This is a genomic window from Chitinophaga sp. CB10, from assembly GCA_001870995.2.
In the GTDB taxonomy this organism is placed as follows: Bacteria; Bacteroidota; Bacteroidia; order Chitinophagales; family Chitinophagaceae; genus Chitinophaga.
Genome location: MLAV02000002.1, coordinates 296,821 through 309,640, shown reverse-complemented (window position 1 = coordinate 309,640; position 12,820 = coordinate 296,821). Strand labels below are relative to the sequence as shown.

Below are 12,820 nucleotides of genomic sequence, written 5' to 3'. Positions count from 1 at the left end.
CAAAATCGAACAAGCATGCCTTTACTGATTGTTATCGGCGCTATCCTACTCCTTGTGATCCTGGTAGTCTGGTTCAAACTCAATACATTCCTCAGTTTCCTGATCGTTTCCCTGCTGATGGGATTGGCGCTGGGTATGGATATATCCGCCATTACGCAGTCCATCCAAACGGGTATCGGCAAGACGCTGGGCTCGTTAATCGTGGTGATCGTTGCCGGCAGTATGCTGGGCAAGCTGGTGGCGGAAAGCGGCGCGGGGCAACGCATTGCCGGCGGGCTTATGAAGCTGCTCGGGCCTAAATACGTGCAGTGGTCCCTCATGATTACCGGCTTTGTAGTGGGCATTCCCCTCTTTTACAATATCGGGTTTGTGCTGATGGTACCGCTGATTTTTATGGTGGCGGGCCGTACCGGCCTGCCGGCCGTGTACCTGGGCATTCCCATGCTGGCCTCCCTGTCAGTAACGCATGGTTACCTGCCCCCGCATCCATCGCCGACGGCCCTGGTGCAAACCTTTCATGCGAGTATGGGCCTGACGCTGCTCTACGGCATCCTGATCGCTATACCGGCCATCATCCTTGCGGGCCCTGTTTTCAGCCGTTTTTTGAAAGGCTATACCAACGCCCCATCCCAACTGTTTACGACGAAAGAACTGCCTGAAAATGAGATTCCGGGTATGGGCGCGAGCCTGTTTGCGGCCATGCTGCCGGTGCTGTTACTTGCGGCTACGGCGGTGGCCAAGCTCTGGGCGCCGCCGGGGAGCTTTGGTTATAAACTGGCCAGCTGGCTGGGGGACCCGCTGATCGTAATGTTGCTGGCCGTGCTGAATGGCATGTACCTGCTGGGCCTGCGCCGGAAAACGCCGATGAAAAAAGTGATGGGCCTGCTGGACGAGGCCGTGAAGGATATTGCCGTGATCATCCTGGTCATTGGCGGCTCCGGCGCGCTGACGCAGTTGCTGAACGATAGTAAGGTGAGCAGTTATATTGCCGACAGCCTGCAACAACTGCACCTGCACCCGCTGGTGCTGGCCTGGGGCATTGCCGCCATCATCCGCGTATGCATAGGGTCGGCCACGGTGGCCGGACTCACCACTGCTGCGATCGTAGCGCCGCTGATACCCGCTTCCGGCGTAAACCCGAACCTGATGGTGCTGGCAACCGGCGCAGGCAGTTTGATGTTTTCGCATGTGAACGATGCCGGTTTCTGGATGTTTAAAGAATACTTTAACTTAACTGTAAAAGATACGATCAAGACCTGGTCCGTGATGGAAACGATCGTATCCGTAACCGGGCTGGCAGGCACTTTGTTGCTTAGTTTGTTCGTGTAAATTTTAACCAGCAACAATCTGACATGAATTGGTTTGAACTCAGGAATGCAGCCCAGGTGGATTCGCCGGCGCTGATAGTTTATAAAGACAGGGTGGTGGAAAATATCAACACCGTGAAAACGATGATCGATCATGTATCACGGTTACGCCCACACGTAAAAACGAATAAGATGACGGAAGTGGTGCAGCTGATGATGGACGCCGGTATCCATAAATTCAAATGCGCCACCATTGCGGAAGCGGAGATGACGGGCATTGCCGGCGCCGCAGATGTGCTGCTGGCCTATCAGCCTGTTGGCCCCAAGGCCGTGCGTTTTATGGAGTTGATACAGAAGTACCCGGGCACGCAGTTTTCATGCCTGTTGGATAACCACGCCTCGGCTAAGGAATTGCAGGCGCTGGCTAAGCAAAATGGCCGCCATGTGCAGGTGTATATGGATATCAACGTGGGCATGAACCGTACGGGCATCAAGCCGGATAATACCGCGTTGGCGTTGTACCAATATTTGCATTCACTGGAAAACCTGCTGCCGGCAGGCTTCCATGTGTATGACGGGCATATTCATGACACGGATATGGCTATACGAAAACAGCAATGCGATCAGGCCTATGAGCCGGTGGTTAACCTGGTAGCGGACGTAGTAGCAACCGGCCTGCCCGTGCCGGCAGTAATAGCCGGCGGCACGCCTACTTTCCCCATCCATGCGCAGCGCCGCCGGGAAGAATGCAGCCCCGGTACCTTTGTATTCTGGGATTTTGGCTATGCCCGTAACCTGCCGGAGCAAAAATTCCAGTATGCCGCGCTGGTGCTGAGCCGCGTTATTTCCCATATCGATGATCAGCTGATTTGCCTGGACCTCGGGCATAAATCCGTAGCCGCGGAAAACCCGCAGCCACGGGTGGAATTCCTGAACATCCCCGGTACGATTGTTTCCCAGAGCGAGGAGCACCTGGTGATGAAAGTGGACGCCGCAGCCCAATATCCAGTTGGCACGGTAGCCTATGGCGTGCCTTTGCATATCTGCCCCACGGTAGCCCTGTACGAAAAAGCCTATGTAGCGGAAAACAACGACGTTATTGCCACCTGGCAGGTGATTGCGCGGGATCGACAGATCATCGTGTAAGCGGCGGGGAATTGGTATCTTTATATAAGCGCTATATAAAGATACCATATGCAGCAGATTCCAGACAGGATTACCCGGTTTAACCAAGGCCGCATCCCTGCGTTGCTTTCCATGAAGTACGCAGCCATGCGCAGTAACCCACTCCGCTTTTTCAGAGGCAGCTGCCACTTGTTCTACGAGGATCTCCCCGCAGGCAACGCCCTGCTGAAATCGCCCCGCAGCTGGATCTGCGGGGACCTGCACCTGGAAAATTTCGGGAGTTATAAAGCGGATAACCACATTCCTTATTTCGATATCAACGACTTTGACGAAGCGGCGCTGGCCCCGTGCCTGCTGGACCCGGCGCGATTGCTCTGCAGTATTTTCCTCATTTCGGATGTACTGCATGTAAATGCAAAGGAAGCCAAAAAGCTGGCCGGCATTTTCATTTCGTCCTATGCCGGCACACTAACGGCGGGGTATATACGCTCCCTGGAAAAGCAGGCTGCCACCGGTACCATCGGCGACTTCCTGGCAACGGTGCGCAACAGGAAGCTGAAAGCGTTTCTTGGCAGGCGCATGTACCTCAAAGACGGGAAGCCCCGCCTGCTGGTGGATAACCTCAAAGCCATCAAAACGCCGAAGGAACAGCGGGAGCTGGTAAAGGACGCCGTCAATACCTGGGCCGCCAAACGCCCGGCATTAAAGGGCTACCACGTGGTGGATGCCGCTTATCGTATAGCCGGTACCGGTAGCCTGGGAATAGAACGGTACGTATTGCTCGTAACCAATGACAAAACGCCGGGGGAATACCACCTGCTGGATCTGAAAAGAGCGAACCCCTCCTGTATTTTAACCTTTCACCCTTTTGTGCAGCCAGAATGGCCGGACGAAGCGCACCGGATCACCGAAGTACAGAAGCGCGTGCAGGCGGCTTATCCCGCGTTGCTGCATCCGCTGACCATAGATGGGCGCAGCTTTGTATTGAAGCAGCTGCAGCCTACTGCGGACCGGCTGAATTTTGAATTGTTTGCGGGGAACATTCCGCAGCTGGAAGAGATACTGACTACGATGGGGCAGATACTGGGCTGGGATTGCCTGCGCTCCGGCGGCCGCCAGGGATCGGCCATTGCGGATGAGCTGATTGATTTTGGCGGGAGCGTGGAGAGCTGGAGGCAGTCGTTATACGATTATGCGGCATCTTACGCGGAGCAGGTGCAGGAGGATTTTAAGGAGTATGCGGCTGCGTATGATGACGGCGTGTTTGGAAAGTAACGCCGGGCTGGAGGGCGCCCGGCGTGTTACTGTTTTTGCTTGAAAGTGATTTGTATTCGGCTGGAAAGCGTTTAGCAAGCATCTTTCTGCCAGGGCCTTATTTCCGTTTGTTCAGGACCTTCAGCTCCCTTATTTCTCCTGCAAACGCATTCGCCGTATCTCCTATGTACTTAAACGGAAACACCAGCGTCTGCACTTTTGCAATCTTATCCTTCGTATTGGGGAATGATATTTTCGCGCCTTCCAGCCGCTCTACCAAAGCGCCGTTTACATAGAGGGAAGTGCCTTTGTTATCGCCTGAAATTTCAATATGCGTCCAGCCGTCAGCCGGTACGGTATAATTGAAATTGTAATCATATCCTTCCCTGCTGAAGCCCAGTTTGCCGGTTTGCTGCTGCAGGAGCTTTACGCTGCCCGTAGGGCCGGAAAACAGTACTGCGTTAGGTTTGTTGCCTTTCGCCGGTTTGACGTCGAATGAAATCGTATAGCCGTAGCCGATAGCATCTACCGGCGTTTGCAGGTAGCTTTTGCCGCCTTTGAGTTGCAGTTTACCGGATAAGGTGGCGTTCACCAGTTGCGTAGCGTCCCGATGATTGCCGCTGTTATCTTTTTTGTTGTTGAAATTATAGTCAATCAGTACGGAATCCTTACTATCTAATTTATATTGCAAATTCAGGCCGGGCCCTTCCGGCAGCTGTTTACTCTTAGCCAGGTATGTTTCATAAGGCTGTTGTGCGTTGTAGCCTGTCCACATTTTTTCCGCCAGTACCTGCATCGCCGGGAATGCGCGGTCGTGCACATCTTCCGCGGTGATGCCGTTGCCCGGATGATCGTTCCATACGGCAAAGGCGCCGCCTTTTATTTTCGGGTGGCCAAAGGGGAATACTTCCTTGCCGATCATGTTCGGTTCCCATTTGTTGTAAATGCGGGAGATGTTCAGGTAGTCGAAATAATAGCCGGTTGCCGGCACAATGTACAGCCAGCCGTCCGGCGTGCTGATGAGGTCATACCCCTCCCGGATCATCTCGCGGGGTTCGGCATAACCGTTGTACCAGGCGTTCATGGTTACGCCGGCTGATTTAACCGGCGTAGTGCCCCGGGCATGCGTGAGGGAGCCCCACATCCTTACCTTCTTGCCATAACCTTCTACAAGCTTTATCAGGTGGTCGGTAAATGCGCGGAATTTTTCCGCTTCCTGTTTGGCGTATTCGTCCGTACCGATGTGAACTTCTTCGCCGGTGAACACCGGTTCCGGGCCTTCCAGGTACTCTTTGAAAATGTTATCCACCATTTGCCAGGAGGCGGGTTCCAGGTTGAGATGATCCCGGCCGTATTTATCGCTGGCAACGGCCGGCAGGGCTTTGCTGAGGGCGAGGGAATGCGCCGGCACATCTATTTCCGGGATGATGCGGACGCCAAAGCTGTCCGCCATTTTTTGCAGGGCAATGAATTCTTTTTTGGAATAGGATCCATCTTTTGCCGTGAGGCCGGGATAGGTGCTGTTTTCCAGCCGGAAAGCGGAATAGGTGCTGTCCCAGTTGTCCCCGAAGAATTTGGCAAACCCGTTGTCGTTCAGGTGTACATGGAAATCATTCATTTTGTAGTAGGACATGAATTTCACGTAGTTCCGCAGAAACTCCATGCTGAAAAATTTACGTCCGGCATCCAGCACAAAGCCCCGTACCGCATACTTGGGGTAATCCCGCGTAATGCCCTTTGGCAGCGTGTTGTGCGTGGGTGACTGCTGCAGCAACTGCAGGATGGTTTGCGCGCCCCACAAGGCGCCGGTTTTGCGTATAGCCTTTACCGTTATAATATCATTGATGTCCAGCTGATAGCCTTCCTCGCCTAGGTTAGCGTCCGCCCCGGATAAAGTCAGGTAGATGTCGCCTGCCGCCGGCGTGCCTGTTTTCCAGGTAATTTTTTTGGAAGCGGTAACAGCGGAGATGTCAGCCGCGAGCCGTGCTGCCACCGTTTGCAGCTCGGCCGCATGCGCGGGATCAACCATGACCCTGGCGGCAGCCGGCAGGGTGAAACTGCCGTTATACCCGTGCCATTCGCGCAATGCCGGAATTACGAATGGCTGGTCAGCCGCGGGCGCGCCGTATTTGCCCGGTACGGTAACAGTCATGGGCACATCCATTTCAGCATTGTCCGCATTGCGTTGCAGCACAAAGTAGAGGTTGACTGTAGCATCCGTCAGCGGCGTGGAGATTTCCCCGTTCAGGTTGATCACGGGAACCCGGTCGGAGCCTTTCAGCAGCAGGCGGTAGCCGGCGGGCGCGGTGGGGATGGCGATTTGTTTTTGCCCTGGTTGCACGGGCGGTAATGCCGGCAGCGACTTTATCACGGCCGCAAACCGGGCGGAGTCCTGCATTTGCTGGGCGGCCAGGGGAGGCGTCCACAACGTGGCAGCTGCCAGGATCATAGCAGCAGAGGTACACTTAAGGAGTTGCATTTTTAATAATTGTTCACTGTAAAAAAAAGGCGCTTCACCATGTGAAGCGCCTGAAAATACTGAAATATCGTGATATCTAATAGTACAGGTATGTTAGTACGTTGGTGGCATCCGGCGCTGCCGGTTTTAAATTGAGATAGTTGTTGAACTGCTCTGCGCCCAGCAATGCCTTCAGCCGGGTGTTAAGGCCGTTTTGCATGCTGTGGAGCTTTGTCTGGTAAGCTTTTTCGTTGCTTCCTTTCAAAGCCTGCAGGTTGGTTTTCTGTTGCAGGTAGTTGGTCACCAGGGTGAGCAGCTTAGGTTGCTGCTGCTCGGTGAGTACCAGCGATTTACTCAATTTACTGACGATGGAGGCCGCGGTGCCTTCTATGTTGATAGTAGGATTTTGCGCCTTTGTATGCAGAAAGATAACGCCGGAAATGAGCAGGAGCAGGGTAGTTGCCAGCAGTTTCATATGTTGCGGATTTATCTTTAAGATACGGAGAAATCGCCGGAAAAAATGTTATTGCATCACCATTTTCACGTGTGTGGATTGGGTGTTGCCCTCATCGTCGATGGTGATGTAGCGGCACAGGATGGTTTTCTCATCCACCCATTTGGTTTCCGTCGGGCCCCATTTCTCCAGGTTGGCTTCGCCTTTGTAACGGATGCTGTCCTTACCGATGTCGTACAGTTGGAAACCGTTTGGCATAAAGGCTGCCACCAGGTCCATGCTGGCGCAGAGGATATGTTTTTTATCCGGGGAAAAGATAGGTTCCGTCCAGATGTGCAGGGTATCGCCGGTGCGGGTATCCAGCAGGAGGAAGTCCTGCGATTCGTAATAGTACGCTACAATGCCCTTGCGGTTGATTTCCGGGTAGTCGCTCACGTACATGAAGTGAACGATGTCTCCTTCGTTTTCAGGATCGAGGTCCTTATCGGTAAGGGTCACGGTTTTACCGTTCTGCAAGGTGAACTGCAGGCTGGAGCCGGATCTTTTCACCGTGGAATCCTTTGCCAGCGCCATGGCTTCGCTGGTGTCCTGCGGTTGCAGGGGAAAGCTTTCGAATACGGTGGAATCAATGGTATAGATCAGGAAAGTTTTGCCGGCCAGTTCCAGCGTATCGATGGGCGTATCGGAAGTGGCGGGTACATTTGCCAGGTGGCTTCCGGTAGCATCAGTTGGCGGCGTTTGTTTCGTTGGCTGCTGTCCGCAGCTCCAGAGCGTAATTGCCAGTGCTGCCAGGTAGAACAGGTTTTTGTACATATGCTTCATAAAGTTGCTGATCTGCAAAAGTAAGTATTTAAGTTTTCGTTGTGATTAGTTTGGCAGCCGGCTTGCATCCGCTTTGGATAAGGTGAAATACAGCAGGTAGCCGGCGAGCATGCCGGTGGCGAAGCCGGTGAGGTGCGCAATATTGTCAATGCCGACGGTGAAGCAGGCGACGATAATATTTAAACAAACAAATAAGCCTATAAAAATGAGGAAAGGCGCCCTGGCTGACCGTGTAAACAAGGGCGTGGTCAGCAGCGCCAGAAACGCCCCGTAAACGCCGAATATAGCGCCTGAAGCGCCTACGCCCACAGCATCCCGGTGAAACCATATGCTCACGTAATCTGCCACCAGCCCCGTTACCACATAGGCGAGGGAAAATTTAGCGCCTTTCAGGATGGGTTCCAGGAAAATGCCGGCAATGAGTAGTCCTACCATGTTGGTGAACAAATGCCAGAGGCCCGCGTGGAGGAACATGCTGGTCAGCAGGCGCCAGTACTGGTGTTGCAGGCCGGTAAGCGGCCAGTAGTTGGCCCCCCATTGCAGGAGGTCGTCCGCATTGCCCCGCCAGCTGTCATGCCCCTTGATGGCCATGATGCAAAAAACGACTGTATTCACTGCAATCAGTGAAAGGGTAACCGGCGCATTATACAGGCGTTTTAATAGTTGCATGCACGATAAGTTACGAAAAATCGTGCAATAAAATATTGACTGTCAGTTATTCGTAGCTGTAGTCCACCTCAGTTTTGCAGGCGTTATTGAGCTGTGTATAACCTTTTGCGGAGAGGTACACGTTAGCCCTGCTGGGATAGCCTTTCCCGTTATAGGCGTAGATGTATTGTACGGTGGTGGAGCGTGTCAGCGCCATCACGCCGCTGTCGGTAAGCGTTTCCTGCTTTTCGTCCAGGCGGATGCGGCTGGGATTGTTGGTACTGATATGCAGGAGCAGGTTGGCGAGGTCCGGCAGGGGGGCGCCGGCATGCGTCTGCGGGATGGAATCGGCCAGGATCAGCTGGTTGGCCAGTTTGGCCAGCGGGTTGATGGAATCGTCCCAGTCGCAGCTGGCCTGAGTGAAATAGATGGTGGTATCCGCCTGCGGGTCCCGTGCGATATTTTTCCAGGTGGGGTTGCCTTCTATGTAATCCCAGCTGATGGCCTGTTTATAGTCGGTGTACTTCAGCGATAATGGCAGGTCGTTTTGCCATTGAATGCGCGCGGTGCGCACGTGTTGTTTATCTCCGTCAAAGAAGTCCACCTGGCGGATATTCCCGTTCAGGTCCCAGTCTTTCACGACGGCGGTTTTAGTCACCCGTACCTGGTTGCCGGCCGCGTGTTCGCAGCGCATGCCGGTGAGGCGGTGCAGGCGATCGTATGCAAAGTGAATGGTATCGGCTGCGTGGGGAGTAGGGTATTTGGTGAGGGAGGTCATTTGCCCGTCTTTATTATAGCGGAAACTTATCCAGGGGGTGGATTCCCCGTGGATGGTAATGGCTTGCAGGCGGGGAGCGATGAGCTTTCCGCGGTGGGTATGGCAGGCTGTAAGCAGCACTGGTATTGCCAGGGCAAGGATGTATTTAATCATAATACGGAAATTACAAAAAATAAAGCACCCGTACCAGGTGGCACGGGTGCTTTATTTTTTCAAGAGTTATATATTACTCAGCTACTACTTCGAATTCCAGTTCGGTTTCGTTGCCTTTACCGAAGTCCAGGCGAGCTTTGTAAGTACCTAATTCTTTCACATCATCCAGGATATGGATGCGGCGACGGTCGATTTCGTAACCTTTTTGTTCTTTAATTGCGCGGGCAATCTGAACACCGGTAACGCTACCGAAGATTTTACCGGAAGTACCGGTTTTAGCGCCGATTTTAACAGGAGAAGCTTTCAGAACTTCTACTACTTTAGCGATTTCCGCCAGCAGTTTCTCTTCTTTCACTTTCTGTACTTTCAGGCGCTCTTGCAGTTGTTTCAGGTTAGAAGGGCTAGCTTCTACCGCAAACTTCTGCGGAATCAGGAAATTTCTGGCGTAACCATTTTTTACGTTAACCAGTTCATTCTTCTGACCCAGGTTGTCTACGTCTTGTATTAAAATAACTTGCATAACTTCTTACTTTAAAAGGTCAGTAACATAAGGCAATAAAGCCATTTGACGTGCTTTCTTAATAGCCTGGGCTACTTTACGCTGAAATTTCAGGGAGTTACCTGTAATACGACGTGGCAACATTTTGCCCTGATCGTTCAGAAATTTCTTCAAAAACTCCGCGTCTTTGTAATCTACATACTTGATGCCCATTTTCTTAAAACGGCAGTATTTCTTCTGACGTTTTTCAGTTTTTACGGCTGTTAAGTATTTGATCTCTTGTTTAGGTTTAACTGCCATAATTTTAAGCTTCAGTGGTTTTAGATTCTGCGTTAGCACCAAAGTTTTTGCGATTGTTGTACGCTACAGCGTATTTGTCAAGCGCAGTCACCATGTGGCGTAATACATTTTCATCGCGGTTCAGCTGGATTTTCAGCTTCTCATTGAGGTCGGTTGGCGCAGTGTATTCCAGAACCAGGTACATTCCTGTAGTCTTTTTCCGGATAGGATACGCCAGTGATCTTAATCCCCAGGGATTTTCGTGCGTTACTTGTCCGCCGTTATCTTTAATGATATCGACGAATTTTTTCTGAGCCGCTTTGTAATCGTCTTCAGAAAGCACAGGGGTAAAGATCACCATCAATTCGTAGTTCATAATTCCCTGTTTTTTGTTAGGTTTTAATAAAAAAATTCGGACCGCAAAGATAAAGAACTATTCTCAAATTCGGGAGATAATGGGGCTTTATTCTATAATATTATTTGGTTTTATTGTAAAATGCTGATAATTATTTGGTTATAGATGAGATCTAATGCTGCTGAATCACGTGGTCCCGGTTTTTGGGCGGGGCTAGCGGGGCGTATGCCATGGGAGCGTGGTCGCGGGTAGGAGAGTTGGCAGGGTTAGGCCCGTGGGGGCGGTGCTGCGGGTTTGGGTCATTCATCCTTTTTTTGCAGGCTGTGGGTATTTCCGGGCGTCCGGCGGAGGGCAGGCCCTTAGCGGAGTTGTCGTAATCAGGCGCGCCGATCCGGGTAAATTAGGGTAACAACGGGCAACTAAGGCAAAGCAGCACTGAATTTTCCCCCTATAAAAAAAACTCCGCTTCAATCCCTTTGCGGGCTTTGCCCCCTTATGCCCCTTTGCGAGCTACCCCTGCGCCCCTTTGCGAGCCACCCTCCGCCCCGCCGCGCCAACTTGTCAGCCTCCGGCCCGCTGGCACAACCTTTGAACCTCCCCAGCCGAATAAAAAATTTACTTTTCCCATGCAAAAAGGCGCTATACGTGTACAAACGGAAAATATCTTTCCGATCATTAAGAAATTCCTGTATTCCGATCACGAAATCTTTATCCGTGAGCTGGTAAGTAACGCCGTGGATGCTACCCAAAAACTCAGAACACTGGCTAGTGTGGGTGAATTCAAAGGCGACCTGGGCAATATCGACATCGAGGTAAAGCTGGATAAAGAAAAAAAGACCATCACCATCGCCGACCATGGCGTAGGTATGACGGGGGAAGAAGTGGATAAATACATTAACCAGGTAGCTTTTTCCGGCGCAGAAGAGTTCCTGAAAAAATATAAAGGCCAGGAAAGCGGTACCAATATTATCGGTCACTTTGGCCTTGGCTTCTACTCCTCTTTCATGATCAGCAACCAGGTGGAAATCTTCACCAAATCATGGAAGGAAGACGCCCCGGCCGTGCGCTGGGAATGCGACGGCAGCCCTGAATACAGCCTGGAAGAGACTTCCAAAGCAGATCGCGGTACCGAAATCGTGATGCATGTGAATGAAGAAAGTGAAGAGTTCCTCGACGAAGGCCGTATCCGTGCTATCCTGACCAAATTCTGTAAATTCCTCCCGGTTCCGGTAAAATTCGAAGGCGAGCAAATTAACAACACCGCTCCGGCCTGGACTAAAAAGCCCAGCGAGCTGACCACCGAAGATTACCAGAACTTCTATAAAGAATTATATCCTTTCGCAGAACCGCCGCTGTTCTGGATCCACCTGAATGTGGATTATCCTTTCAACCTCACCGGTATCCTGTATTTCCCTAAAATCACCAAGAGCTACGAAATACAGAAAGACAAGATCAACCTGTACTCCAACCAGGTGTACGTGACCGACGAGGTGAAAGATATCGTTCCTGAATTCCTCATGCTGCTCCACGGCGTGATCGATAGCCCGGATATCCCGCTCAACGTGAGCCGCAGCTACCTCCAGGGCGATCCGAACGTGAAAAAGATCAACGGCTATATCACTAAAAAGGTAGCGGATAAACTGGACGAAATGTTCCGTCAGGACCGCAAATCCTTCGAAGAGAAATGGGAGTCCATCGGCCTGTTCGTGAAATACGGCATGATGACGGACGACAAATTCCTCGACAAAGCCAATAAATTCCTCCTCCTGGAAGATGTGGCCGATGGTAAATGCTATACCCAGGAAGAGTACCGCACGGAAGCCGCTGCGCTGCAAACCAACAAGGAAGGCAAACTGGTGATCCTCTATTCTACCAACCCGGTACAGCAGGACAGCTACATCCAGGCCGCGCAGAAAAAAGGCTTCAAAGTAGTGAAAATGGAAACGCTGGTAGATGCCGCTTTCATCAACAACATCGAGATGAAATGGGACAACGTGCAGTTCACCCGCGTGGATGCCGATATCGCCAACAACCTGATCGACAAGGACGAAAGCGTGGAAACGCTGCTCTCCAAAGAACAGGAAGAAACGCTGAAAAATCTCTTCACCCAGGAGGTGAATCAGCCGAATATCAAGGTAGAGATGAAAGGCCTCACGGCAGACCTCCAGCCGGTGATCGTTACCCGTCCGGAGTTCATGCGCCGTATGAAAGATATGGCCAACATGGGCGGCGCCGGTATGAACTGGTACGCCAACATGCCTGATGAGATCAATATGACCATCAACGCGAACCACCCGGTGTACCTGCAGATCCTGCGCGAGAAAAACAGCGCGCTGCAACAGAAGCAGATTAAAAACCTGGCTGACCTGGCGTTGCTGTCACAAAACCTCCTCACCGGCGCGGACCTCACCGCTTTCGTAAACCGTAGCGTGGAGCTGATGACCATCGAGGAAGCTGAAGAAGCATAGTAAGTATTAGTCTATATTTTTCCGGCGGGGAATAAGCGATGCGCTTGTTCCCCGCCTTTTTTATGGCAGGCGTGCACGGCGCTTCAAAAAAAAAATTATGACTAACGCTAACGAATAAACGAATTTTATTTTGCTGCGAATGAACTTAGAAGGTATGCATAATATTTACCTCTTATTAACAATCCTAATATATGCCCTCCGCTGCATGAAATAAAACAGC

General features: G+C 51.7%; 12 protein-coding genes. 4 read left to right on the top strand and 8 right to left on the bottom strand.

The features are described 5' to 3' along the window. Positions 1-15 precede the first annotated feature (15 nt). From BOC67_RS04545 to BOC67_RS04535, 3 genes are read left to right on the top strand one after another with little or no spacing between them, the layout of a single operon-like run. A complete protein-coding gene (locus tag BOC67_RS04545; protein WP_291907821.1) occupies positions 16-1,329 on the top strand; it encodes a gluconate:H+ symporter in 1,314 nt (437 codons plus the stop codon). 23 nt (positions 1,330-1,352) lie between these two features. Then, a complete protein-coding gene (locus BOC67_RS04540; RefSeq protein ID WP_291907819.1) occupies positions 1,353-2,453 on the top strand; it encodes a D-TA family PLP-dependent enzyme in 1,101 nt (366 codons plus the stop codon). A 48-nt stretch (positions 2,454-2,501) separates the two neighbouring features. Continuing rightward, complete coding sequence (locus BOC67_RS04535; RefSeq protein WP_291907817.1) at positions 2,502-3,707, top strand: DUF2252 family protein; 1,206 nt, start codon at positions 2,502-2,504, stop codon at positions 3,705-3,707. 97 nt (positions 3,708-3,804) lie between these two features. Here BOC67_RS04535 and BOC67_RS04530 read toward each other — a convergent pair whose 3' ends face one another. The 8 genes from BOC67_RS04530 to rpsF all read right to left on the bottom strand — a co-directional run bounded on the left by BOC67_RS04530 (position 3,805) and on the right by rpsF (position 10,153). Continuing rightward, positions 3,805-6,165: a family 20 glycosylhydrolase gene (locus BOC67_RS04530; RefSeq protein WP_291907816.1), complete on the bottom strand. Its 2,361-nt coding sequence runs from the start codon at positions 6,163-6,165 to the stop codon at positions 3,805-3,807. A gap of 76 nt (positions 6,166-6,241) precedes the next feature. Further along, positions 6,242-6,619 (bottom strand): hypothetical protein, encoded by a 378-nt coding sequence (locus BOC67_RS04525; protein ID WP_291907815.1) that lies wholly within the window; start codon positions 6,617-6,619, stop codon positions 6,242-6,244. Positions 6,620-6,667: 48 nt separating this feature from the next. After that, positions 6,668-7,420, bottom strand: coding sequence for a hypothetical protein (locus tag BOC67_RS04520; protein ID WP_291907814.1), 753 nt, complete (start codon positions 7,418-7,420; stop codon positions 6,668-6,670). A 45-nt stretch (positions 7,421-7,465) separates the two neighbouring features. Beyond that, positions 7,466-8,089: a rhomboid family intramembrane serine protease gene (locus tag BOC67_RS04515; RefSeq protein WP_291907813.1), complete on the bottom strand. Its 624-nt coding sequence runs from the start codon at positions 8,087-8,089 to the stop codon at positions 7,466-7,468. Positions 8,090-8,135: 46 nt separating this feature from the next. Then, positions 8,136-8,999: a hypothetical protein gene (locus tag BOC67_RS04510; protein WP_291907812.1), complete on the bottom strand. Its 864-nt coding sequence runs from the start codon at positions 8,997-8,999 to the stop codon at positions 8,136-8,138. A 73-nt stretch (positions 9,000-9,072) separates the two neighbouring features. After that, on the bottom strand, positions 9,073-9,519 hold the full coding sequence (gene rplI / locus BOC67_RS04505; RefSeq protein ID WP_291907811.1) for a 50S ribosomal protein L9: 447 nt from the start codon (positions 9,517-9,519) through the stop codon (positions 9,073-9,075). Between the two features lie 6 nt (positions 9,520-9,525). Further along, a complete protein-coding gene (gene rpsR / locus BOC67_RS04500; RefSeq protein WP_073077706.1) occupies positions 9,526-9,798 on the bottom strand; it encodes a 30S ribosomal protein S18 in 273 nt (90 codons plus the stop codon). Between the two features lie 4 nt (positions 9,799-9,802). Then, on the bottom strand, positions 9,803-10,153 hold the full coding sequence (gene rpsF, locus BOC67_RS04495) for a 30S ribosomal protein S6 (RefSeq protein ID WP_291907810.1): 351 nt from the start codon (positions 10,151-10,153) through the stop codon (positions 9,803-9,805). 605 nt (positions 10,154-10,758) lie between these two features. On the opposite strand from rpsF, the gene htpG reads away from it, so the two are divergent. After that, positions 10,759-12,600: a molecular chaperone HtpG gene (gene htpG, locus BOC67_RS04490; RefSeq protein WP_291907809.1), complete on the top strand. Its 1,842-nt coding sequence runs from the start codon at positions 10,759-10,761 to the stop codon at positions 12,598-12,600. Positions 12,601-12,820 lie beyond the last annotated feature (220 nt).